Origin of the sequence: Paenibacillus sp. 2TAB19 (assembly GCF_052115185.1) — a bacterium.
GTDB lineage: Bacteria > Bacillota > Bacilli > Paenibacillales > Paenibacillaceae > Pristimantibacillus.
This window is the reverse complement of sequence record NZ_JBFRGE010000011.1, coordinates 66,451-89,971: the sequence shown is the minus strand read 5'-3', so window position 1 is coordinate 89,971 and position 23,521 is coordinate 66,451. Positions and strand designations below refer to the sequence as shown.

19 protein-coding genes and 1 other annotated feature are annotated in these 23,521 nt (G+C 48.6%); of the genes, 16 read left to right on the top strand and 3 right to left on the bottom strand.

Annotated elements, in window-relative coordinates:
* Positions 1 to 183 precede the first annotated feature (183 nt).
* The 9 genes from AB4Z33_RS07385 (at position 184) to AB4Z33_RS07345 (ending at position 12,498) form a co-directional block, all read left to right on the top strand.
* Positions 184 to 1,317: an AbrB family transcriptional regulator gene (locus AB4Z33_RS07385; RefSeq protein ID WP_442049308.1), complete on the top strand. Its 1,134-nt coding sequence runs from the start codon at positions 184 to 186 to the stop codon at positions 1,315 to 1,317.
* A gap of 17 nt (positions 1,318 to 1,334) precedes the next feature.
* Positions 1,335 to 1,565: a binding site (T-box leader), on the top strand.
* A 106-nt stretch (positions 1,566 to 1,671) separates the two neighbouring features.
* Positions 1,672 to 3,213: a 2-isopropylmalate synthase gene (locus tag AB4Z33_RS07380; protein WP_442049307.1), complete on the top strand. Its 1,542-nt coding sequence runs from the start codon at positions 1,672 to 1,674 to the stop codon at positions 3,211 to 3,213.
* A 180-nt stretch (positions 3,214 to 3,393) separates the two neighbouring features.
* Positions 3,394 to 5,166, top strand: coding sequence for a cache domain-containing sensor histidine kinase (locus AB4Z33_RS07375; RefSeq protein WP_442049306.1), 1,773 nt, complete (start codon positions 3,394 to 3,396; stop codon positions 5,164 to 5,166).
* Positions 5,159 to 6,667: a response regulator gene (locus tag AB4Z33_RS07370; protein WP_442049305.1), complete on the top strand. Its 1,509-nt coding sequence runs from the start codon at positions 5,159 to 5,161 to the stop codon at positions 6,665 to 6,667. Before AB4Z33_RS07375 ends, AB4Z33_RS07370 begins: the two co-directional genes overlap by 8 nt.
* A gap of 165 nt (positions 6,668 to 6,832) precedes the next feature.
* Complete coding sequence (locus AB4Z33_RS07365; RefSeq protein WP_442049304.1) at positions 6,833 to 8,206, top strand: ABC transporter substrate-binding protein; 1,374 nt, start codon at positions 6,833 to 6,835, stop codon at positions 8,204 to 8,206.
* Positions 8,207 to 8,290: 84 nt separating this feature from the next.
* Entirely contained in the window at positions 8,291 to 9,157 is an 867-nt protein-coding gene (locus tag AB4Z33_RS07360; protein ID WP_442049303.1) for a carbohydrate ABC transporter permease, read from the top strand.
* Entirely contained in the window at positions 9,154 to 9,984 is an 831-nt protein-coding gene (locus AB4Z33_RS07355; RefSeq protein WP_442049302.1) for a carbohydrate ABC transporter permease, read from the top strand. The genes AB4Z33_RS07360 and AB4Z33_RS07355 overlap by 4 nt, the downstream gene beginning before the upstream one ends.
* 135 nt (positions 9,985 to 10,119) lie before the next feature.
* Positions 10,120 to 10,785 carry an NAD-dependent epimerase/dehydratase family protein gene (locus AB4Z33_RS07350; RefSeq protein ID WP_442049301.1) on the top strand — a complete coding sequence of 222 codons (666 nt, stop codon included), beginning with the start codon at positions 10,120 to 10,122 and terminating at the stop codon, positions 10,783 to 10,785.
* Between the two features lie 156 nt (positions 10,786 to 10,941).
* Positions 10,942 to 12,498, top strand: a complete 1,557-nt coding sequence (locus AB4Z33_RS07345; protein WP_442049300.1) for an ABC-F family ATP-binding cassette domain-containing protein — start codon at positions 10,942 to 10,944, stop codon at positions 12,496 to 12,498.
* A 62-nt stretch (positions 12,499 to 12,560) separates the two neighbouring features.
* On the opposite strand, the gene AB4Z33_RS07340 is transcribed toward AB4Z33_RS07345, so the two are convergent.
* A complete protein-coding gene (locus tag AB4Z33_RS07340) occupies positions 12,561 to 13,343 on the bottom strand; it encodes a CAP domain-containing protein (protein ID WP_442049299.1) in 783 nt (260 codons plus the stop codon).
* Positions 13,344 to 13,593: 250 nt separating this feature from the next.
* Here AB4Z33_RS07340 and AB4Z33_RS07335 point away from each other — a divergent pair, with 250 nt between their 5' ends.
* The 5 genes from AB4Z33_RS07335 (at position 13,594) to AB4Z33_RS07315 (ending at position 19,262) form a co-directional block, all read left to right on the top strand.
* A complete protein-coding gene (locus AB4Z33_RS07335; protein WP_337099300.1) occupies positions 13,594 to 14,373 on the top strand; it encodes a phytoene/squalene synthase family protein in 780 nt (259 codons plus the stop codon).
* Positions 14,374 to 14,627: 254 nt separating this feature from the next.
* Positions 14,628 to 15,746 carry an ABC transporter permease gene (locus AB4Z33_RS07330; protein WP_442049298.1) on the top strand — a complete coding sequence of 373 codons (1,119 nt, stop codon included), beginning with the start codon at positions 14,628 to 14,630 and terminating at the stop codon, positions 15,744 to 15,746.
* Positions 15,746 to 16,423, top strand: a complete 678-nt coding sequence (locus AB4Z33_RS07325) for an ABC transporter ATP-binding protein (RefSeq protein ID WP_442049297.1) — start codon at positions 15,746 to 15,748, stop codon at positions 16,421 to 16,423. The genes AB4Z33_RS07330 and AB4Z33_RS07325 overlap by 1 nt, the downstream gene beginning before the upstream one ends.
* A gap of 174 nt (positions 16,424 to 16,597) precedes the next feature.
* On the top strand, positions 16,598 to 18,091 hold the full coding sequence (locus tag AB4Z33_RS07320; protein ID WP_442049296.1) for a DHA2 family efflux MFS transporter permease subunit: 1,494 nt from the start codon (positions 16,598 to 16,600) through the stop codon (positions 18,089 to 18,091).
* 181 nt (positions 18,092 to 18,272) lie between these two features.
* Positions 18,273 to 19,262 carry a glycoside hydrolase family 113 gene (locus AB4Z33_RS07315; RefSeq protein WP_442049295.1) on the top strand — a complete coding sequence of 330 codons (990 nt, stop codon included), beginning with the start codon at positions 18,273 to 18,275 and terminating at the stop codon, positions 19,260 to 19,262.
* Positions 19,263 to 19,326: 64 nt separating this feature from the next.
* Here the strand turns inward: AB4Z33_RS07315 and nagZ are convergent, their stop codons facing one another.
* Positions 19,327 to 20,628 (bottom strand): beta-N-acetylhexosaminidase, encoded by a 1,302-nt coding sequence (gene nagZ / locus AB4Z33_RS07310; RefSeq protein ID WP_442049294.1) that lies wholly within the window; start codon positions 20,626 to 20,628, stop codon positions 19,327 to 19,329.
* 136 nt (positions 20,629 to 20,764) lie between these two features.
* Entirely contained in the window at positions 20,765 to 21,127 is a 363-nt protein-coding gene (locus tag AB4Z33_RS07305; protein ID WP_442049293.1) for an IDEAL domain-containing protein, read from the bottom strand.
* A 220-nt stretch (positions 21,128 to 21,347) separates the two neighbouring features.
* Here AB4Z33_RS07305 and AB4Z33_RS07300 point away from each other — a divergent pair, with 220 nt between their 5' ends.
* A complete protein-coding gene (locus tag AB4Z33_RS07300; RefSeq protein ID WP_442049292.1) occupies positions 21,348 to 22,469 on the top strand; it encodes an NADH-dependent flavin oxidoreductase in 1,122 nt (373 codons plus the stop codon).
* A gap of 152 nt (positions 22,470 to 22,621) precedes the next feature.
* On the top strand, positions 22,622 to 23,521 hold the full coding sequence (locus AB4Z33_RS07295; protein ID WP_442049291.1) for a hypothetical protein: 900 nt from the start codon (positions 22,622 to 22,624) through the stop codon (positions 23,519 to 23,521).

Sequence of the window (23,521 nt, the reverse complement as noted above, 5' to 3'; positions counted from 1 at the left end):
AGGAGGGACCAGCTGGAGATTGGACGTGATTGAATTGTGGAGGCGCGCTGGAGCAGTGAGTAGTAGGTGTTTGCACTTGAAAAGTAATGTGTGCTAGAATCATTTGCTGGATTAGTTGGTTTTTATAGATTGAATTGAGCGTGTTTTTCACAGTGAATGTTAGGATGATGAGGAGTCTTACATATGATTTGGATAAAGAGAAAGAATAGCCGCTTCGGCCGTTTTATGGTCACACTTGGCGCTGCTCTAGCAGGGGGAATTCTTTTCAAGCTGCTTCATGTACCAATACCTTGGCTGTTAGGTCCTATGATCGCTACCTTAATCGTATGTAATACGACGAAAGTAAAGCTTGTGTGGCCGGGACAACTGCGGCAAGCGGCTATGATCACGGTCGGATATACGATTGGATTATCGCTGACCGGTTCAGCACTGCGCGAGATGTCGCTGCAGCTTCCTACCATGCTGTTAATGACGGCGTTATTGCTACTATTTTGCGCTTTCATCGCACTTATTATTTCCAAGCTGTCTCATTCGGATTACAAATCGGCGTTGTTAGGAAGCGTGCCGGGCGGACTCTCTCAAGTGATATTGCTGGCAGAAGAGACGAAGGGCACGAATCTTACAATGGTTACGGTGACTCAGGTTATACGGTTGATGGTGATCGTTATCTGCATCCCGCTGCTCGCCTATAGTCCAATGATTAGTCATTATGACGCAGGATCATCTGCAACTGCAGAAACTACTGTTACTGCTGTTGTTGAAGCGTCCACTTCATCGGCTGCATTATGGAGCGGCTTGTTTCCTAATCTTATTTTGTTCGCGGTAGTAGGTGTAGCGTGCGCATGGATAGGTGACAAAATCAAGTTTCCGACCGCGTATTTACTCGGTCCGGCGATCGGAACGGCAGCGCTGCAGTTCACAGGCGTTCATGGACCGGAACTTCCGTCCTTGTTCGTTAATGCCGCCCAGCTAATGATTGGAGTCTATGTAGGAATGTTGCTTAAGCCGCAGCAATTGGAGCATAAAGTGAGAACGCTGCTTTTGGCTATTGCCAGCGGGCTGCTCATGCTTCTCTGTGCACTTGGTCTCAGCGTCCTGCTCTCAAAGCTTCAATCGGTATCCGAAGCGACCGCTATGCTGAGCCTCGCTCCTGGAGGCATGGATCAGATGGGCATTATCGCCCATGCCATCAATGCCGATCTGTCGATGGTAGCCGGGTATCAGCTTTTCCGCATGCTGTTTATTTTCTTTGTCGTTCCGCCATTAATTAGATTCGTGTTCAAGGTTGTTGACAAACGGCAGAGCAGTGGCATATAATTCAAATAATTTCATCCACAAATGTTACGATTAGAAATAGTAGAAATGTTATGACCTTTCAGAGAGCCGCTGGGTGGTGCGAAGCGGTAACGTCGTTCATTTCGAACTCGTCTATGAACAGCTGCCTGATATGTAGGGTATGCCGGAATTCCACCGTTACAGGGATAGATGGTGACAGCCATCGAAGAAGATCATTTCGCAACGAAATGAATTAGAGTGGTACCGCGAGCTAACGCCTCGTCTCTATACATAGAGACGGGGCTTTTTTGCGTGTTGAATTCCGGGTTCAGCATGCCTCGCTTCACATATAACCGAACAAAATCCCAATACGTAAAGTCCAAGGAGGACATACCTATGAGCCGTAAAATTATTGTATTCGACACCACATTGCGCGACGGAGAACAAGTGCCGGGAGCCAAGCTTAACATACAGCAAAAAATCGAGATCGCTCAGCAGCTCAAGCGGCTGAACGTTGATATCATCGAAGCGGGTTTCCCCGCGTCTTCGCTCGGAGATTTCCAAGCCGTGCAGCAAATCGCCCGCAGCGTTGGCGACAGCGTGTCTATTACAGCGCTTGCGAGAGCAGTCAAAGGCGATATCGACGCCGTCTACGAAAGTATAAAGCTGGCGCAAAATCCGTTGATCCACATTGTGCTGGGCACATCCAATATTCACGTGGAGAAGAAGTTCAGCCGCTCCAAGGACGCGGTGCTGCAGATGGGCGTCGACGCCGTCAAATACGCGAAGACGCTGCTGCCGCAGGTGCAATATTCGACCGAGGATGCTTCGCGTTCGGAGTTCGAATATTTGTGGAGCACGATCGAGGCCGTCGTCAAAGCGGGAGCGACGATGATTAACGTGCCGGATACGGTCGGCTACGCGGTACCTGAAGAGTTCGGCGAGCTGATTCGCAGAATCAACGATCGTCTGAAAAATCTTAACGATCAAGTCATTCTTAGCGTTCATTGCCATAACGATCTTGGTCTTGCTACGGCCAATACGCTGAGCGCAATCAAGAACGGTGCCCAGAAGGTCGAAGTTACGATTAACGGTCTTGGCGAGCGGGCAGGCAATGCTTCCTTGGAAGAGGTCGTGATGGGGCTTAAGGTGAGAGAAAACCATTTCGGCTGCTACACGGATATTAATACGAAGGAGCTGCTCAAATCGTCGAGACTCGTTACTTTGTTAACGGGGCTTGATGTGCAGGTGAACAAAGCGATTACGGGAGACAATGCCTTCGCTCACTCGTCGGGCATTCATCAGGACGGTCTGCTGAAGGATAAGCAGGTGTACGAAATTATGTCTCCGGAGGATATCGGAGCCGACAGCATGGAGTTGATCTTGACGGCAAGATCCGGCAGGCACGCATTCAAAAACGCGGTCGAGAAAATGGGCTTCGATACGAGCGATGCGGAAGACTTCGAAGCGTTGTTCGCCAAGTTTCTAACGCTGGCCGATGCGAAGAAGGAAGTATACGACCATGATGTGTTCTATCTCGTGACGAATCACCGTACGATCGATGCAAGCAGCAAGCAGCTGTTCGAGCTGGAGTCGTTCCAGGTCGTCAGCGGCGACGTAAGTCCGTCAGCGTCCGTTACACTGAGAAAAGGCGCGGAATCGGTTCAAGGAAGCTCGGGCGGAGACGGCCCGATCGACGCGCTCTATAGCGTCATCAAGTCATTGGTTGGCCTTGATGTCCAGCTCAAAGACTACAAGATCAACAGTCTATCCAGAGGCATGGAGGCAGTCGGAAGAGTCAATATCCGAATCGATTACGCGGGCAAGACGTATTCGGGCCGCGCGATGGATACCGATATCATTAAAGCGAGCGCGCTAGCTTTCTTGAATGCAATCAATGCTGTATTGTTGGACAGCGCCAATGAAAGCCAAAGCTAGAAGCATGTTATTCATAAGGGACGCTGGACATCTATGTTCAGTGTCCTTTTTATTTGGATTGGATGTCCGATTTTTTTGGATCGCGGACATTAGGCTGGCATATGACCTTGTGCAGGGTGCAAGGAAGCAGTTATATTTATGAATACTTACTGATGATCGATCAAGGGGGCGGATATATAGATGAAGCAATGGCTGCACAATCTGTTCGTCCAGGTTCGCTTTCGTAAAATTAGAAGCCGTTTCTTCGCCGCCATGATTTTGTTATCCGTTCCGCCGCTGGCGATTCTCGGATATATTTCCTTCAATATTGCCAAAGAGACGCTTATGGATACGAACAAGCAGACGACGCAGGATCATCTTCGCACATCGAGTGAAGTAGCAGACTTAATGTTTCGCAATGTCATTAACCTTAATCGATCTGTCATCTTGAACAATGACATCCGCGACGACTTGAGAGCGAGTCGAAATCCGACTGCCGAAGAGCAAAGCCTCATTAAAGATCGTACAATGGATCAATTGCAAAAAATGATAAACAGCAACTTCCTCGATTCTAGGTTTGTCGATTCGATTTGCCTGTACGACCTTCGGTTCGAAGCGTATTGCTTAGGCCGATCGGACGATGCGGGTATTTATAAGGGTGAGAATAAGTACGAGCAAATCGAACAGAGCGACTGGTATCAGAAAGCTTTTAAACGCCAAGGCGGAGTCGTTTTTTTTAGCAGCAATATCTTGGGGGACAAGTCCAATACGTTCTCTACGGTTAAGCTGTTTCGCGACTCTGATACGAATAACGGAGAACCGATCGGGCTGCTCGTTATTAACATATCGAAGTCCATCTTCGATACGATATTTACGAGAAACATTCATTACAGCGGTGAATTCCTCGCTATCGATTCGTCCGACGACAAGGTCCAAGTGATCTATCCGAAGCAATCTAAAATGATAGAACAGCAGACCAATGACAATCTTGAGGCAACGTACCGCAGACTGCAGGATCAGGGTTACTTGAGCGTCAACTACGAGAATGAGACGACGGGATGGATATTCATCCATGTAATCGCCATGCAGGATCTGTTGAAGGAGTCGAACAAGATTGGCTGGGCGACGGCGCTCATTGCTTCTGTAATCGGATTCATTGCGCTGGTCATATCGTTCATTATTTCGGGCAGCATTACGAAGCCGCTATTGCAGCTCAAAAAAATGATGGTGAAATGGACGACGGGCACACGGGATTTCGACGAAACATTCGAAGAGGATGAGGTCGGCGCGATCGGAGAGTCGTTCAAGCGAATGTCGTCTGTTAACGAGGAGCTCAGCGAAAGACTGCTCCATTCGGAACTGAAGGAACGCGATGCCGAGCTTCGCGCTCTCCAAGCTCAGATAAAGCCGCATTTCTTGTACAATACGTTAGATTCGATCTATTGGATGGCGACGCTACAGAATAATCATGATGTTGCCCAGATGGCCATCTCGTTGTCGGAAAGCTTCAAGCTCAGCTTGAACAAAGGCAAGGAAACGATTCCATTGTACAAAGAATTGAAGCATGTCGAGCACTATATGACGATTCAAAATATACGCTATAATAATCGCTTTCAATATATAGAGGATGTGGAGCCTGCTCTAATGGGCATCGAAATTTTGAAATTGCTGCTGCAGCCTTTAGTCGAGAATGCGATTTACCACGGCTTGGAGCCTAAGGTTGGCGAAGGTACGATCAGCTTAAAGGGACGCAGAGACGGCGAGTTCGTGCAGTTCACCGTGGAGGATGACGGAGTCGGTATCGAAGATATGGCAAAGACCGAGCAAGGCTACGGACTTAGCAATGTAAAGGAACGTATTCTGTTGTACTACGGGGAAACGAGCTCATTCCTTATCGCAAGCGAACCAAACGCTGGCACGAAAATTGAAATACGATTTAAATACCAGGAAGAAGGAGGCGCTGGACATGCTTAAAGCGGTCGTATTCGATGACGAGTATATCGTGCTTAAGGGGTTGCAAGCGATGATCGATTGGACCAGCTTCGGCATCGAGCTGGCGGGTACGGCAAGCGATGGTTACAGTGCGCTTGAGCTGTTCCGAAAGGTGCAGCCTGACATTATCCTGACGGATATACGCATGCCCGGTATGGACGGTCTGCAATTAATCGAGGCGGTCATGAAGGAAGCTCCGAACACGTACTGCATCGTCTTCAGTGGCTTTAATGAATTCGAATACGTTCGGCGAGCTATAGAACTGGGCGTTGCTGATTATTTGGATAAGCCTATTACAATTCAAAGTATCGAAAAGGCGATCCGTAAAATGTTGGTAAAAAAGGAAGAGCAGAAGGAAAACTTGGCGATTAAGCAAAAATGGGAAGAGAGCAAGCAGGAGCTGCTGGAAAAGGCGACGCTGGACTTGCTGCTGACAGGCATAGAATCGATGCCGAAGTGGCGCTCCTGCTTTGGACCGGATGTCGAGCGGATTAAAGGCGTTACGGTTCTGGCCTATAGCGGAAGGTTTGTTTGGACGAAGCACGATCAGGTAGAGGCGGTTGCTGTCAAGCATGGCCAGGAGCATTGGCTTGCGTTATTTCATTATGAGCACCCTACTCATGAATGGTGGGAGTGGCTGGCTTACGATGTTGATCTTAATGACCAAGAAGCGATTGCGATAGGGATTGGCCATACGTATTCGGACCTAGAGCAAGCGTCAACAAGCTGTAAGGAAGCGGTTCGCGCTTTGCGTTCGGCTCGCTTACTGCAGACGAAAGGGATCGTTCGGTTCGAGGAGCTCGGCGAGGCGATGACAACACCTAAGGGGCTGAGCGAGCGGGAAGAAGCAATCGTACTTAGCATCCGTGCGGGCAATAAGGCTGGATTGCTGGAGCAAATTGATTATTTTATCGCGTGGATCCAAAACGAGAAGGTTGACCCGGAAATCATAGAGCGGGAGATGCTGAAGCTTATTTATATGACGCTGCAGGCTGCTCATGAATCGGGCTTGGACGCTAAGGCGGATGAGTTCCAGCGCCGTTACATGCCTCATGTTGAAATCCGAGAAATGGCTGTCAGCGGACAGCTGCTTCCATGGTTTCGCGAGCAAATCGAGAAGATCGCTGACTTGACAATGGAATCGAGAGAACAAACGAAGCATGCTGCCGTCGAGCAAGCTAGAGCATATATCGAGCTGAACATTTCGCGTGATTTGTCTCTTCAGGAGGTTGCAGGCCATGTCGGCTTGAATGCAACGTATTTGAGCGTGCTGTTCAAGGAAGTGATGGGTGAAACGTATATTAAGTTTTTGACCCGCTATCGGATGGAATATGCGAAGATCCTGCTTGCCAAAGGGTTGAAGGTGAATGAAGCGAGCGAGAAGGTCGGCTATCATACGTATCGGCATTTTTCCGAGGTATTCAAAAAGTATACAGGGTTAACGCCGGGTCAATATAAGGATGAATTAGGGAATCCGTCGTGACTCCCTATTTTTATGTACATATTCATTGGTATCCAAAAAAAACAGACACCAATCGATGAAATGCAGCACTGCAAACGCATACAACATCCGGTTTATAATCATATCAGAGGGTACCCGGGCCCTAACTGCCATATTAATTTCGAAGAATCAGGGGGATTTAAGCATATGACGAATACAAGAAAAGGCTTGATTACTCTTTTTTGCGGGGTACTGATGACAAGCATGCTTGCAGCTTGCGGCAGCAACTCGAACGGAACGAACGACAACCAGGCGCCAGCAGCTAATGACAATGCAACGTCGGCACCGGCAACTAACGATAACGGCGCTTCCGACAAGAAAGTGACGATCTCATTGCTGACTGACAATACGCAGGATGCGGTGAATACGGCCAAAGCAGTTATCGAAGCGTTCGAGGCGAAATTTCCGAACATTACGGTCGAGCATGAAACTCGTCCCAGCGGCGGCGAAGGCGACAACTTCGTCAAAACTCGTCTATCGACCGGCGATATGAACGACGTCTTCTTCTATAACTCCGGATCTCTTATGCAGGCTTTAAATCCGGAACAAAATATGGTGGACCTCACGAACGAGCCGTATATGGCTAATGTTCTTGATACTTTCAAGACGACGGTCGCTTTCGACGGGAAAGTGTACGGCGCGCCTGCAGGAGCGGCAATGGGCGGCGGTTGGTTTTACAACAAAAAGGTGTATGCGGATCTAGGTCTTTCCGTTCCGAAAACATGGGATGAGCTCATGGCAAACAACGAGAAGATCAAAGCAGCAGGCATTACGCCGGTCATCGGCACGTACAAGGACGACTGGACCAGCCAACTGATTCTTCTCGCCGATTACTATAACGTACAAGCGCAAGCGCCGGCTTTCGCTGAGGAGTATACGGCTAATAAAGCCAAATTCGCAACAACGCCAGCTGCCTTGAGAGGCTTCGAGAAGCTGCAGGAAGTGTTCGATAAAGGTTATCTKAACAAGGATTTCAAGGCGACAACCTACGATGCGGGCGTGAAAATGCTGGCAGAGGGCAAAGGCGCGCATTATCCGATGCTGACTTTCGCGGTGCCTGTCTTTGAACAAAACTATCCAGATACGCTTAACGATATCGGTTTCTTCGCTCAGCCTGGCGACAACGCGGACGATAACGGCTTGACGGCTTGGATGCCTGGCGGCGCGTATATTTACAAAAATACGGAGCATCTGGAAGAAGCGAAGAAATTCGTCGAATTCGTCGCTTCGGCAGAGGCAATGGAAGTATGGGCAAAAGTGTCGAAACCGACCGGTCCATATCTGATTAAGGACGCTAAAATGCCGGAAGATACTTCGCAAATCGTCAAGGATATGCTTCCGTACTTCGAGAACAACAAGACGGCTCCTGCGCTTGAGTTCGTATCGCCGCTCAAAGGACCTAGCTTGCCGCAAATCACGACCGAGGTGGGTGCGGGCTTCAGACCAGCTAAGGAAGGCGCTGAGCTGTATGACAAGGACGTAGAGAAGCAAGCGCAGCAGCTTGGAATTGAAGGCTGGTAATAAATAAGGGCAATTGAATAGCGGCACAGTCGGCCCTGATCTTCAATCAGGGMCGACTTTATCGAACAATCGGGAGGGGACAGCATGAACAAGGTATGGAAAAGGAACTATTCGTATACCTTCCTACTGCCTGGAGCTATCATTTATTTCATTATCTTTATATTGCCGACCTTCATGTCCTTTTTCTTCAGCATGACAAGATGGTCGTTGCTCGATTACGAGTTTATCGGCTTTGATAATTTCATTACGTTCTTTCAAGAGCCATCACTTACGATYGGATTCAAAAATACGTTCATTTACGCACTTGTGACCTGTGTTCTTAAAGTCGTATTAGGTCTGCTGCTAGGTGTGTTCCTCACATCGAAGATCAAGTCCAAAGCGTATCTTCGCTCGGTCGTGTTTTTCCCGACCTTGGTCAGTACGATCGCGATCGGAACGGCCTTCAGCATGATGATGCATCCGACCGAAGGGCTTATCAATTCCGCATTAAGCGCAATCGGAATTGCCGGACCCGACTGGCTCGGCGATACGCGGATGGCGCTGCTGTCCGTCGCTTTTGTTGATGTATGGAAGGGTGTAGGCTTCGCTACCGTTATTTATATTGCAGGCATTATGTCGATTCCGGAAGAGTATTACGAGGCGCTGCAAATAGACGGGGGCAATGCTTTCAATAAGTTCTGGAATATTATCGTTCCCTTGAGCCGACCGGCAACGAACTCGGTCATTACGCTTGCTTTTATAGGCGGCTTGCGTTCCTTCGATCTGATCTGGGCGATGACGAAGGGTGGACCGGGATTCACGACGGACGTGCTTGCATCGGTTATTTACAAGCAATATCAGGGCGGATTCTACGGTTTAGCGACAGCGGGCAACGTTATATTATTTATCTTCGTAACCTTACTCGTATATCCACTCACGGCATATTTGAACAGAAAAGAGGTTGACCTATGATTCGATCCTCCCGCAAGTTCATCGTTGAAATTATCGCAATCCTAGCGTCAATCATTATTTTCTGGGTGCCTTTCTATTTCATCATCGTTAATGCAATGAAGGATGCGAAGGAAGCGTCGCTTATGAACCTCTCATGGCCTTCCCGCATTCATATCTGGGATAATATTGTCGAGGTTATTTCGGTTCGCGATTATATGCTCGTTCGAGCGTTCTACAACAGCACCTTGCTGACGGTTCTATCAATCGTCATAATGGTCGTCGTCTGTGCCATGACCGGCTTCGTCATGCAGCGCCGCAGAGACAGATTCACCCCATGGCTTAGCTTCTTCGTCCTTGCAGGTCTTATTATCCCTCCTGCCATCGTGCCAACTATATGGGTACTTGACGGGATTGGCTTATTCAAGACGATGACCGGTATTGTGCTTGTAGAGGTTGCGCTCGGATTTCCTTTCGGCGTGCTTCTCTATCGCGGTTTTATGAGCGGTATTCCCCGCGAGATCGACGAAGCGGCAACGATTGACGGCGCTGGTGGATACCGATTGTTCTTCCAAATGATTCTTCCGCTGCTGAAGCCAGTCACAGCAACGATTATCGTTACGTCGTCCGTCTCTATCTTTAACGATTTCACGAATCCGCTTTATTTCTTCCCGGGTTCCAAAAACGCGACGGTTCAGCTCACACTCTACAATTTCACGAGCCAGTTCGTGTCGCAGTGGAATTTGTTGTTTACGAACATACTGCTTATTACGATTCCGCCTTTGCTGCTGTTTATTTTCTTCAATAAGAAAATTGTAGCCGGTATGACCGCTGGATCGGTTAAAGGCTAATCAAATATTTGATTCAGTAGGAAAGTGAAGTCCTGTCGGTGGTTGGCAGGACTTTTTTTGCTTTTGTAGGTTGAGTTGACTTTAATAGATCGTTTCGCAATACTTAAAGGAGGAATTTGAGAGGAGCGATAGGCAATGAATGTACTCCTATTCGGCGCATCAGGCATGGTCGGTCAAGGCGCGCTTCGCGAATGTTTGCTTGATCCTGAAGTAACAAACGTGCTGTCAGTTGGGCGAAGCGGGACGGGGAAGCAGCATCCTAAGCTTACGGAGATTATACATAAAGATTTACTTGACCTAGCTGCGATCGAGGATCAGCTTACCGGCTATGACGCCTGCATCTTCTGCCTTGGCGTATCCTCTGCCGGCATGTCCGAAGAGAAGTATCGGGCCATTACTTACGATATTACGATGAGTGTAGCGCGTACGCTTGTTAAGCTAAACCCTCAAATGACATTCCTGTATGTGACGGGCACAGGGACGGACAGTACGGAGCAGGGCCGAAGCATGTGGGCAAGAGTGAAGGGCAAGACGGAAAATGATTTGCTGAAGATTCCTTTCAAGGGTGCGTATATGTTCCGTCCCGGCGCGATATTGCCGAAGCATGGCGTAAAGTCCAAGACGAAGCTGTACCAATTTTTCTACGTCATATTGAAGCCGTTATATCCATTGATGGAGCGTATGAAATCGGTCACGACCTCGGATAATTTGGCTTGGGCGATGGTCAAGGTTGCCAAGCATGGCCATGGCAAGGCGATAATCGATAGCGAAGAGATTAATCGGATTGCAGCCGTGCGTTGAGCATTTCTTATCCGCTGCTCCTTATGAGGGAGCAGCTTTTTTATTAGCGCATAAAATGCTTCCTATTGTCGGAAATTGTTCGATCTCCCATTGAGTTGTCCCCGTCCTCCGCTTATAATATAACGAGACTAATAATTGAAGAAAAGGTGTTAATCAATGAGCATATTAAACGTAGAAAGACTAAGCCACGGCTTTGGGGATCGTGCGATCTTCAATAACGTGTCGTTTCGCTTGCTTAAGGGCGAGCATATCGGGCTGATCGGCGCCAACGGCGAAGGCAAGTCCACCTTCATGAACATTATTACAGGCAAGCTGCAACCGGATGACGGCAAGGTCGAGTGGTCGAGAAGGATGCGTGTCGGTTACCTTGACCAGCATGCCGTACTAAGCAAAGGCATGACAATGCGGGATGTATTGAAGGGCGCGTTCCAATACTTGTTCGACTTGGAGCAAGAGATGAACGACAGCTACGCGAGAATGGGCGATGTAACGCCGGAAGAACTTGAGCAGTTGCTTGAGGATGTCGGCACGATTCAAGATACGCTGACGAATCAGGATTTCTATATGATCGATGCGAAGATCGATGAGACGGCTCGAGGTCTTGGACTTACGGATATCGGCCTCGACAAGGACGTTAACGATCTAAGCGGCGGTCAACGCACGAAGGTGCTTCTTGCTAAGCTGCTGCTCGAGAAGCCAGACGTGCTTCTGCTCGATGAGCCTACCAACTACTTGGACGAACAGCATATTGAGTGGCTGAAGCGTTATTTGCAAGAATATGAGAATGCCTTCATTCTTATTTCGCATGATATTCCGTTCCTGGACAGCGTTATCAACCTGATCTACCATATGGAAAACCAAGAGCTGAACCGTTATGTAGGCGACTACAGCCACTTCCAGCAAGTGCATGAAATGAAAAAGCAACAGCTGGAATCGGCTTATAAGCGTCAGCAACAGGAGATTGCAGACTTGAAGGATTTCGTCGCGCGCAACAAAGCGAGCGTTGCAACACGTAACATGGCGATGTCGAGACAGAAGAAGCTCGACAAGATGGAAGTCATCGAGCTTGCGGCCGAGAAGCCGAAGCCGCAATTCAACTTCAAAGACGCGAGAGCGTCAGGCAAACTTATTTTCGAGACGAAAGGTCTCGTTATCGGTTATGACAGCCCGCTCTCCAGGCCGCTTGATCTGCGGATGGAACGCGGACAGAAGATTGCGCTTGTCGGTGCGAACGGTATCGGTAAGACGACGCTTATGCGCAGTATCTTAGGTGAAATCCCTGCTCTTGAAGGAACGGTCGAACGCGGCGAGCACCAGTACATCGGCTATTTCGAGCAAGAGATGAAGGAAGCGAATTACAACACCTGTATCGAAGAGGTATGGAAGGAGTTCCCTTCCTTCTCGCAATTCGAGGTGCGTGCGGCGCTTGCTAAATGCGGACTAACGACTAAACATATTGAGAGCAAGATCGCAGTACTGAGCGGCGGCGAGAAAGCAAAGGTTCGCCTATGCAAGCTCATTAACCGCGAAACGAATCTGCTCGTGCTTGATGAGCCTACGAACCATTTGGACGTGGATGCTAAGGAAGAACTGAAACGAGCGCTTAAAGCCTTCAAAGGCAGCATTCTGCTTATTTCCCACGAACCTGAATTTTATCGGGATGTTGTGACGGAAACTTGGAATTGCGAGTCTTGGACAACAAAAGTATTTTAATATTAATGAATGAATAAGGAAAGCCTGCCTGACTGCTGCAGTCAGGCAGGCTTTCGCATATTTTAGCCGATAAATTCTTGCACCCATTCACCTTTGTAATAAGCGACGCCGATCTTCGTGAAGCTCGACTTAAGAATGTTCGCTCGGTGGCCCGGGCTATTCATCCAGTCGTTCATGACTTGCTGCGGGGTAGGCTGGCCTTTGGCAATATTTTCGCCTGCATATTGATAAGTGATGCCGAATTGGCGCATCATATCGAATGGCGACCCGTATGTCGGCGAGTTATGATCGAAGTAGTTGTTGTCGAACATATCCTTTGCTTTGACCATCGCCATATTGGCAAGCTTCGCATCCATGCTCAGCGCACCAAGCCCAGCGCTCTGACGCTGCGCATTAACAAGCTTCAGCACTTCCTGCTCGAAATCGCCCGTACCTTGGCTAGTGCCCGTATTCGGGTTCGCGTTCGGAGCGTTCGTTACGGTTGGAGCCGGTGAATTGGAAGGATTTTGTACATAATTGCCATTTCCGTAGTTGTAATTGCCATCATTCGTAGTACCGCCCGGATAACCGATCTGTATTCTTCCCATCAGCCAGTCAGGCAAGTTAAGCGATCTTGTTCTCATCGTATTGTCCGGCTGTCCGTGTGGATACGTAAGAGAAGAAGAAAAAGTGCCATTCTGCGAGTTGATCTTCATATTGCTGTCGGTATGAGGGATGGTTGTCCGCGTATTGGCATAATTGTTGATCCGCATATGCTCGCCAGTCGATTGTTTTTCAACCGTGTTAGGCGTGGAGGAACAAGCAGTAACAAGCAACAAAGCAGCCAGCGCAACGTATTTCTTCATGAAATTCGATCAGCTCCTCGGCAAAGTATGATGTCGTGCGGGTTCGGCATTATGGTTGCCCGTTCACGCTTCCGCTATCCCGACATTCCGAGTCAAACGATGCCAATTTGCCATTCTTTGATGGCAATGGAGTATATTATTTCAGAATGACGTTGAAACTAGAATGAAATATGCTATCATAAAAATAAGTGATTAATCAAGCAAAAAGAAAAGCTGCTTTGTGGAAGGAGTAGTAACCCTGAACGCCGCAATGAAGATGTTGAAAAAGACAAGCCGTACTTTTTTTATTCCCATTAACCGTTTGAAAGCAGGCTTGAAAGAAGCTGTTAGTTCTGCTTATTTGTGTATGAGAGCGATCGATGAGATTGAGGACCACGAGACTCTCCCCGATGATCTGAAGGTGGAGCTGCTGTTAGCGATCCACGAGGCGTTTCAATCCGAGGATGTCGTTAAGAAGACGCAGGAAGTGCTTGCTCCGCACAGCAAAGTGCTGCCTGAAGTAACGATGATGCTTCATGATTGGGCGTTGTTATGCCCTCCGACGGTTGCGCCGGTTGTGTATCGCTATATTTCCAAAATGTCCAAGCAGATGGCCGATTGGGTGCATACGAGCTGGAATATCGATACGGAAGAGGATCTTGATCGTTATACGTACAGCGTTGCCGGCATGGTTGGCGAAATGCTCTCCGAAATCTGGCTGTGGTTCGACGGTACGAAGAGCGACTTCGCAAAAGCGGTTGCATTCGGCAGAGGTTTGCAGGCGGTTAACATTTTGCGTAATCGCAAGGAAGACTTGGAACGAGGGGTAGACTTTTTCCCTAACGGCTGGGGCTCTGAAGAAATGATAACGTACACTCGCCGCAATCTGAAGCTTGCCGATGCTTACATCGTGGAGTTGAAGGGCGGACCGGCACTCGATTTTTGCAAAATACCGCTCACTTTAGCTCATGCAACAGTTAATCTCATTGCCTCCGGCGGCAACAAGCTAACGAGAGATACGGTTTTGAAGCTCGTGAACAGTATTACTTAGCGGAACCGCGCGAACCGACTAAAGTCTAATCTCACTTCGATTGAGTGATGGTTAGGCTTTTTTTTGACGTATAGGAAAGTATATGATATTGCACATACTTTCTCTATCCGTTTCGACGAAACGTTGGCGTCTATAGAAAAGAAGCCGTTAGGCGTTTCTTCTTATGCTTCATTGTAATCGTTTGTCATCTGTTATTCACACTCCGTTCATGTTGCGTTCCTAAACTTGGAGCTATTCGAAGGGAGGAGAAAGCCATGTATCTAGCTCTTAGAGAAATGCGTCACGCCAAGACGAGATATGCTTTAATCATTACGATTATGCTGCTCGTTTCTTTTCTGGTGCTGTTCGTAACGGGGCTTGCGCGAGGGCTGGCCTATGCGAACGGTTCGGTTATCGAGAATATGGAAGCGGATTATATGATCCTGCAGGATGATGCCGATCATCGATTGATGCGATCGGAACTTAGTGCTCACCAGCTGGGGGCTGCCGAAGCCGTATTGGGGAAGGAACGCGTGTCAGCCTTTAACTTGAAAATGACAACATTGTCGCAAGAAAACGGGCAAGGAAAAGCGGACGTCGCGTTAATAGCTATTGATCCCGATAGCTGGATCGCCCCCGTCGTCACCCAAGGCAAAACGTTGACGGGGGATATTGAAGGGGCGATTGTCGTCGATCGCAAGCTAGCGAAGGAGGGTTATACGATTGGTAAGGTTGTTGTGGATCACGCAAGCGGTACAAGCTGGACAATAAGCGGTTATACCGACGATCAGTCGTTCAGCCATACGCCGGTCGTGTTCCTGAATCCGCTGGAATGGAGCAAGCTGCAGGCCAAGATGGCACTCGGGAGAGATGCTCGTACCGACATCGGTCAATACAACGCTTTTGCCGTACTAGCATCGGAGGATGAGGCTGACCAGTTACGTACGATAGTAGAGGGAGTCGAAGTGATTTCGAAGGGCGAAGCCGTGTCGGCAATACCGGGTTATAAGGAAGAACAGGGCTCTTTAATGATGATGATCGTATTTTTGTTCGTTATTTCGGCTTTTGTACTGGCGGTATTTTTCTATGTCGTCACGATTCAGAAATCTGGCCAATTCGGCGTACTGAAGGCGATTGGAACGAAAACGGAATATCTTGTAGCCGGTGTCGTCGGACAAGTGCTGGTGCTTTCGGTAGGCAGTTTGACGGTTAGTTTGCTTCTTATATGGGCAGCTGAAGCCGTTCTTCCTAACTCGCTGCCTTTCCAACTGGAGAGCGGAACATTGGCGTTCGTGTGCGGTTCATTCGTCGCCATGTCGCTAGCCGGTTCATTGCTGTCGGTGTATCAGGTTGCCAAGACAGACGCTTTAGAAGCTATCGGGAGGACGACATAATGGCCATTAAGCTGCAATTGGATGATGTAAGCCGTACGTTTCAAGACGGCGGTACAACGCTTACCGTACTGAGCAAGCTGTCGCTCCAAGTGAAGGAAAACGAATTGATCGCGGTAATGGGACCTTCGGGTTCCGGAAAAAGCACGTTTCTGTCTATCGCCGGCGCGTTGCTTACGCCAACGAGCGGGGAAGTATTCATTGGCGGCGAAGAAGTCTCGGGTTTGAAGGCGAAGCAGCTTGCCGATTTAAGGCTCCGCAAGATCGGCTTCGTCTTTCAAAGCGCCAACCTCATCCCCTACTTGAAGGTTGAAGAGCAATTACTGCTGATTGCCAAGCTGGCTGGCCTAAGGAAAGAGGAAGCGCGCATACGTGCCAAGTCACTACTAGAGCGGCTGGGACTGTCGCATAGAAGCCGATTCTATCCAAGCCGTCTGTCAGGTGGGGAAAAGCAGCGAGTCGCTATTGCAAGAGCGCTAATGAACAAGCCCGACGTGCTGTTCGCCGACGAGCCGACGGCGAGTCTCGATGCTGAGCGAGGAGCAGCTGTCGTCAAGATGCTGGCGGAAGAGGTGCGGGCCGAAGGCCGCGCTGCAGTAATGGTAACTCATGATGAACGCGTTTTGTCTTATTGCGATCGTGTGCTTTATTTAGAGAAAGGGGCTCTACGTGAAGCTTAGCCTAATGTAAAGCTATATAGCGGAAGCTGCCTGGGAAAAAGGATCCTAGGCAGCTTCTTTTTTTTTGGTAAAAAAGAAAATTACTTTACAACTAAAGTATTTTGGAGTAGCATACATTTTATCGTTATAAAGAACGAAAAGTCATTATAGAGAAAAAGGTGTGAAGAGAACAATATGAAACAGAACGATCTTAACCATGTACGATTCTGGCCGGTAATGCTTGCGATCTTTATCGGATCCTTTCTGTGCGTGCTTGCATCAGCAAGTATTAACCTTGCATTGGAGCCGCTCAAGGATCATTTCCATACGACCTTAGGCTCGGTGCAGTGGACGCTAACCGGCTTCATGCTTGCAATGGGTACGACAGCGCCTATCGCCGGCTACTTAGGGGAGAAGCTGAGCTATAGACGCTTATACTTGTACTCCTTAATTGGCTTCACGCTTGCGTCCGTATTGTGCGCGGCAGCTTGGAGCGAGGGATCGCTTATCGCGTTCCGCGTTATGCAAGGCGCGTTCAGCGGCTTGATCATTCCGGCTACGATGTCTATTATTTATCAAATTATTCCGAAGGAAAGACAAGCGATGGCTGTAGCCTTCTGGGGCTTGTCCGCGATGCTCGCTCCAGCCTTCGGACCAACGATCAGCGGTTGGGTGCTTGAGAACTTCAATTGGMATTGGCTATTCCTAATGAACATTCCGATTGGACTTATTGCGATCGGCTTTGTATATGCCTATATTCCTTATTACCGTATGAATGTGCCAAAGGCGTTCGACGGTATCGGATTCATTACTGTTATCATAAGCAGCTCATCCTTGCTGTTAGCGTTAGGGCAAGGACATGGCTGGGGATGGAGCTCGATCAAGGTTATTGGCTTGTTCGTAGTTGGCGGTATTTCACTGATCTTGTTCATATGGCGTGAATTGACCGCGGAGACGCCGCTTCTGAATTTGCGCGTGTTCGCGAACGGACGATTTACATTGAATGCGATTATCGCGAACATTATTACAATCAGCTTATATTCGGGTACGCTGCTTACCCCAATATTCCTGCAACGCATCCAGCATGTATCAGCCATGGACACGGGGATGATACTTCTCCCGGCTTCTCTGGCTATGGCGCTGTTGATGCCCGTTGTCGGCAAGCTGTACGGCATTATCGGTCCGCGCTGGTTGATGTCGATCGGCATCGTGCTCTTGTCGGTCGGTACGCTTGCACTTAGCTGGCTTAGCGTAGATGTATCCCATTCCTACGTCATCTGGTGGATGGTCGTTCGAAATCTCGGCATCGCCTTCGTCGTAATGCCGTCGAGCAACGCGGCGATGGAGCAAATTCCGGCGGAGCTGTCCGGACACGCATCAGCGATTACGAACTGGACGCGGAACGTATTCGGTTCGTTCGCGATTGCGATCTTCACGACGATGTTAACGTCAAGGTCGATCGGCCATGCTACGGATTTCGTGAAGGCAGGCGACACCGATCCGCTGCATATTGAAATGATGTCGTTCACGATGAGCGTGAATGACGTGTATGTAGTGGCAACGATTATTGCCATCGTTGCATTGCCGCTAAGCTTGTTCGTCGGCAAGTTAAATCGTGCAACACCGGTGGACAAAGCAACTGCCAAGTCTGCTGATGGTCAATTGACCGCGAAAGTCGCATCGAAATAATAAAGCAAATGGAAGAAGCAGACTGCTCCGCGCAGTTTGCTTCTTTTTGCATTCTTATGCTCAGCGCTCGATCAAGCATAATTCCATATTTAGTCCGCATAGTTCCATTTACTGACGTTGCTCTGCGGATTAGTATGAGAGGGATTGCACATACGACATGCAGCATAAGGAGGAGCTATCGATGACAACCGCACCTTTCTTCAAAGGGATGACTTATGGATGGGGCTCAAAGCACGGAGAGTATCGTCAGCCATACGCCATCGATTCTATGCGCAAGCTGAGAGAGACAGGTAGCGAGTGGATTGCTTTATCATTCTGGACATACCAGGATACGATACATGCTACTCAAATTTATTTTGATTACGGCTATACGGTAACCGATAGAGACATTGAGTTTGCGGTGAAGCAAGCGAAGAGTCTTGGGCTTCGAGTATGTCTGAAGCCGGTCGTCAATTCACGTGACGGCATATGGCGTGCGCATATCGGCTTCCCGAACGATAACGATGCTTCACCGTATTGGGAGAAATGGTTCGAATCCTATTCGAATTTCTTGTGCCATTATGCGGAGCTGGCTGAAGAGCTGGACTGCGAAATGTTATGTATCGGGTGCGAGATGGTGAAGACGGAATCGCGCTCTGCACAGTGGCGCACACTTATTGCCAAGCTCCGCACCATCTATAGCGGACCGATTATTTATAACGCGAATCACGGCAAGGAGGAGGGTGTTGATTGGTTCGATGCGGTAGACTATATCGGTACTAGCGCATATTATCCGGTTGGCGTGAAGCCGGGAGACAGCGCGCAGTCGATGGCAACCAATTGGGAGCGGTATAAGCCGGGGCTTGCCGCCTTGTCGGCGAGATTCAATAAGCCAGTCGTATTCATGGAGATTGGCTGCCGAAGCGCGCTTGGCTGCGCGACGATGCCGTGGGACTTCACGCATAAGGAGCTTCCGGCGAGCGAAAGCGAGCAGGCTAACTTCTATCAATCTACGCTACARGCGTTTTGGGACGAGCCGTGGTTCGCCGGATTTTTCTGGTGGGACTGGAGCGCGAAGCTGTACGCTGCTGAGGATGCTGCATCAAATCGGGGATTTGGTATATACGGGAAACAAGCGGAGCACATATTAAAAGAGTATTATGCGAAAACCGTTGTGAAGCAACGATTGTAATAAGCGGCATAGCTGAGGGGCGTTCGAAGGCGAACGCCCCTTTGTTATGTTGCGCGGATCGGGTTTACTTCTTGTTGAAGCTCAGAGCATCGTTGAATCGCTCGTTAATCGTATCCATGTCGATGTTGCTTATTGGGCCATCGTTATCGCTTAGCGCATACTTGGCTTTCAGCGCCAATATCCGATGGACATGCTCATCGATCTTTTCTTTGCTTAGTTCGCCTGAGGCAGCGCTTGCCTTAAGCGCATTATACACTTTGTTCTGCATTACGTTGTCATGCCCCACTAATACGATATCGGTGCCAGCCTGGATGGAACGAACGGCCGCTTCACCAATATCATGATGGTTAATAATACCGCCCATCGTCATATCATCAGTCATAACGACACCATCGTATCCGAGCTCGTCACGCAGCAAATCGGTGATGATCTCTTTGGACAAGGATGCTGGATTAGTATCATCTATGGACGGAATGAGCAGGTGCGCAACCATTACCGCGTCGGCATCATGAGCGATCGCCTCCTTGAAGGGAAGCAGTTCAAACTGTTCCAGCTCGGATAAGCTCTTGCCGACTACAGGCAGCTCTAGATGAGAGTCGACCGATGTATCTCCATGCCCGGGAAAATGCTTCACGACCGCCGCTATTTGATTCGACCGCAGTCCTTCCATCGTGCCGATACCATGACGTATGACCGAGTCTGCATTCGAGCCAAAGGATCGGCTTCCGATAACGGGATTGTTCGGGTTGCTGTTAATATCGAGAACGGGGGCGAAGTCCATATTGAAGCCAAGCGACTTAAGCGCTAGACCGGTTGCCTGGCTAACGGCTTGCGTATAGCTGTCGTTATCCGCTGCGCCGATGGACTTCGCGGTAGGGATGGCAACAAAGGATTTCGGCAGGCGATTCACTTTGCCGCCTTCCTGATCGACGCTCAGCCATAACGGGACTTTGTTCGATTCGTTCTCGGACTTAAGCGCATTCAGCAGGGAGATGATCTGGTCAGCGCTGCTCATGTTGTCTTTGAACAAAATAAAACCGCCAATCTTATTCTCTTTAATCATTTTAATGGCTTCCTTATCGGCTTTCGTACCTTCTAATCCGATAATGATCATTTGGCCGATCTTCTCATTAAGGGTCATTTCATCAATCTGCTCCTGTATAGGATCGATAACGGGTTTTGCTGTTTCGGCAGGCGGCGGATCGGTCTGAGCGGCGGTTGTAGCAGTTGGTTCGGGTTCGGTAGATTGGATAGGCGGGGTTTCGTTTGGCACATTCGTATTGTTGGCCTGGTTCGAGCCGCAGCCCGCAACGATTAAGCAAATCATTAGCAGTACAAGAAGATGGAATGACTTTCTGTGCATCATGCATCCCTCCATTATTGAATGGCTGTACCTATCATTGTAATCAATGTCGCGGAGCGATACAAATCGTCTGCATGCATATGAAAAAAATGGCAAACAAAAAGACAAGCCGGCGTTTAAGCCGGCTTGCCTCTCACTCTTATATAAACGACGTTAGTCGGGAATGCTTAGCATTGTTCTTGTTGCGGCTATCGTAGTTGTCCAGCAGCTTCACGGCCTGCAGTTGATCGGTCAGCTCTATGAACCAAGCTTCATCTCTAGTCGCCAAAGCAAGATCGATCATGCTTAACAATTGCTGTGCATTCAGTGGTGCGTCTTCGGGAATTTTTTTGATCCAATGCTCGCGAACGGCGGTAGGTTTGCCTACTGAATCTTCATTGTCCGATTTAATAACCTGCACGGTGACGATTCCTTCAAGAGAATCGATATGCTCGATAAATCCTTGAATTAATTCTCCGTTGCTCGTTCTTCCTTGTACCCAATCGCTTGTTTCAAATCTCATCTTTTCCACCGCCCCTATTCAAATGTGTTTAACTGTAATCAATGTTGTTACTGTAATAATATAATATACAGTTAGAACTGTCAAGCGGGTAATTGCTTATTTTTTCAAGTGAGATTTAACGCTTGACAGTCTAACTGTATCATAATATAGTACAGTATACAAAATAGTTACAGTTTGAGCTGAAGCTATATATGAAGTATATACAATGAGGAGTGTTGAAATGAAGGAACAATACAAACCACTGTTCGAAAGCTTTACGTTCAAAAGCGGTGTTCAGATAAAAAATAAAATCGTAATGGCTCCAATGACTAACTTTTCTTCCCTTGAGGACGGAACGGTATCTGAGGATGAGCTTCATTATTATGAACGCAGAGCGGGCGGCGTGGGGATGGTTGTAACGGCCTGCATCTACGTATCTCCGAATGGCAAAGGCTTTCCCGGTCAATTCGCGGGCGATCGCGATGAAATGATTCCAAGCATGAGCCGCGTAGCGGCCTCCATTAAGGAAAAGGGCGCTAAAGCAGTGCTTCAAATTTATCATGGAGGCAGATTGTGCCCGGCAGCGTTAGTGCCTGGCGGCGATGTCGTCGGCGCAAGCGCCGTTGCTTCCGAACAAAATGACGGCGTTGTGCCAAGAGCGTTAACGGAGTCAGAGATCGAGTCGATTGTGCGCGATTTCGGCGCAACGACAAGACGGGCTATTGAAGCTGGGTTCGACGGCGTGGAGATTCATGGCGCTAACGGATATTTGCTGCAGCAGTTTTTCTCCGAGCAATCGAATACGAGGGATGACCGTTATGGCGGCGATATCGACAGACGCCTCGTCTTCCCGTTAGCGGTTGTTGATGAAGTGAAACGAGTTGCAGCGCAGCATGCGAAGGAACCGTTCCTCGTTGGATATCGGTTCTCCCCTGAGGAAGCGACGACTCCGGGCATTACGATGGAGCATACATTTAGGCTTGTGGATGAATTGGCAAGGAAGGATCTAGACTACCTGCATATATCGCTCATGGAGGCGGATTCTTTGCCAAAACGCGGAGCTGAGCCTATCAAATCTCGTCTCGAGTGGATTCAAGAGCGCGTAGGGCATCTCGTACCGATTATCGGGGTAGGCTCGATTCGCACGCCTGACGAAGCGCTTCGTACGCTTGAAGTCGTACCGCTTGTCGCGATTGGGCGGGAGCTCATTATGGAGCCTGAATGGGTGGAAAAAGTGGAGAGCGGACAAGAGGAGCAGATTAGAACGAAGCTGTCGAGAAGCGGGCAAGCGGATCTGACCGTGCCAACCCCGTTATGGGAGATGATCGTAAGACCGACGAACTGGTTCCCGGTTGGAGATTAATCTAATATAGTAAGCCGCAACGGCTGCCTGGGTGATGCTTTAGCATCATCTATGGCAGCCGTTTTCTGATCGTAGATGCTGTAACCGTAGTGTAACGCTCTATTTCGTATACTATATAAATGAAGGATTGCGGGGGAGAGTCGAAGAGTCGGATGAATACGAACACTAATCTTTACTTTAATCGGATTGAGCTTGTAGGCGTACTTACCTACGTCCCTGGGCAGCCCATGCAGACGGGCAAACGTTTAATACATAGCATGAAGATGGAGGCAAAACGGCCTAACGGAGCCGTTGATGAGCTCGATCTTGTATGGTTCGACCGAAAGGATGTTCCATATAAGGCAGGGGATTCGGTACGGCTGGAAGGCGCGGTGATAAGCAGTGTTTATGATAGAAAGGGTTATAACGTAGATAAGCTATATCAAAGTGCAGTAGAGCATTATTATAATTTGTTTCGAGAATATCCGACTACGAGAGTTCCTGTGTCCGGCAAAGGGGAAATCATCGATTGGGATAAGCTCGTAAATCGCGGACTCATCCCTTTTATGCCTCATGATACGTTATTTCAGTCACAAGGGAATAAGCTTCGCGGTGAGGATGCCGAATACTTATACGAAGTTAACGAGCATTTGACGGTTACGAAGAAATCACCGCATACCGCTTGTCAGGTTATGGTGACTGCTATGCAGCCCGTGAAAGCGGATGATAACAGAGTGCAAAAAGGGGTCAATCAAGTCCATATTCAAGGACATATCAATAAAGTGATTTCATACTTTCCAGAACACGGGGCGCGGAAAATTCCATATTTGAACCTTGGTATAACCGTAAATGCACATGGCTTCAAAAGTTATTTGCATTTGACTTGCTGGGGAGAGATAGCTAAACGGAACGCGGATCTGATCGTTGGCGAGTTTGTGCAAATAAGAGGGCATCTGCACAAACGTTTCTATAACGTCAATGTGATGAAGAAGCGCAAAGAACAGCAATATACGAACTTCACTAGAGAGATATACGTCAACGAGCTGACACGGATTCCCAAAGGAGCGCACTAA

Bases quoted from the DNA above. Each gene is read 5' to 3' on its own strand.
- AB4Z33_RS07325 (WP_442049297.1), top strand. From the start codon at position 15,746: ATGGCCATTAAGCTGCAATTGGATGATGTAAGCCGTACGTTTCAAGAC.
- AB4Z33_RS07380 (WP_442049307.1), top strand. From the start codon at position 1,672: ATGAGCCGTAAAATTATTGTATTCGACACCACATTGCGCGACGGAGAA.
- AB4Z33_RS07335 (WP_337099300.1), top strand. From the start codon at position 13,594: ATGAAGATGTTGAAAAAGACAAGCCGTACTTTTTTTATTCCCATTAAC.
- AB4Z33_RS07355 (WP_442049302.1), top strand. From the start codon at position 9,154: ATGATTCGATCCTCCCGCAAGTTCATCGTTGAAATTATCGCAATCCTA.
- AB4Z33_RS07295 (WP_442049291.1), top strand. From the start codon at position 22,622: ATGAATACGAACACTAATCTTTACTTTAATCGGATTGAGCTTGTAGGC.
- AB4Z33_RS07340 (WP_442049299.1), bottom strand. From the start codon at position 13,343: ATGAAGAAATACGTTGCGCTGGCTGCTTTGTTGCTTGTTACTGCTTGT.
- AB4Z33_RS07300 (WP_442049292.1), top strand. From the start codon at position 21,348: ATGAAGGAACAATACAAACCACTGTTCGAAAGCTTTACGTTCAAAAGC.
- AB4Z33_RS07350 (WP_442049301.1), top strand. From the start codon at position 10,120: ATGAATGTACTCCTATTCGGCGCATCAGGCATGGTCGGTCAAGGCGCG.
- nagZ (WP_442049294.1), bottom strand. From the start codon at position 20,628: ATGATGCACAGAAAGTCATTCCATCTTCTTGTACTGCTAATGATTTGC.
- AB4Z33_RS07330 (WP_442049298.1), top strand. From the start codon at position 14,628: ATGTATCTAGCTCTTAGAGAAATGCGTCACGCCAAGACGAGATATGCT.
- AB4Z33_RS07375 (WP_442049306.1), top strand. From the start codon at position 3,394: ATGAAGCAATGGCTGCACAATCTGTTCGTCCAGGTTCGCTTTCGTAAA.
- AB4Z33_RS07345 (WP_442049300.1), top strand. From the start codon at position 10,942: ATGAGCATATTAAACGTAGAAAGACTAAGCCACGGCTTTGGGGATCGT.
- AB4Z33_RS07370 (WP_442049305.1), top strand. From the start codon at position 5,159: ATGCTTAAAGCGGTCGTATTCGATGACGAGTATATCGTGCTTAAGGGG.
- AB4Z33_RS07385 (WP_442049308.1), top strand. From the start codon at position 184: ATGATTTGGATAAAGAGAAAGAATAGCCGCTTCGGCCGTTTTATGGTC.
- AB4Z33_RS07305 (WP_442049293.1), bottom strand. From the start codon at position 21,127: ATGAGATTTGAAACAAGCGATTGGGTACAAGGAAGAACGAGCAACGGA.